Annotated in this window: 1 pseudogene; it reads left to right on the forward strand. The window is 65.9% G+C overall.

The annotated features are described in order from the left end of the window. A pseudogene (locus IH80_RS40465) lies at window positions 1–208 on the forward strand (MFS transporter); the annotation flags it as partial.

Consider the following 208-nt stretch of genomic DNA (forward strand, 5'->3'; position numbering starts at 1 on the left):
TGTGCTGCAGGCGGTGGCGACGCTGAGCCTGGTGGCTCTGGGTGAGACGTCGGCGTCGATGTGGCTGCTGCTGGTCGCGACGTTCGCGGGTGGTGTCGGGAACATGCTCGTGATCGTCGGGTTCATGGTGACCGCGACGACGGGTCTGCCGGACCACGAGCAGGGTATGGCGACCGGTTTGGCGACGATGACGCAGCAGATCGGTATC

The organism is Streptomyces sp. NRRL S-378 (genome assembly GCF_000720645.1).
Classification (GTDB): Bacteria; Actinomycetota; Actinomycetes; order Streptomycetales; family Streptomycetaceae; genus Streptomyces.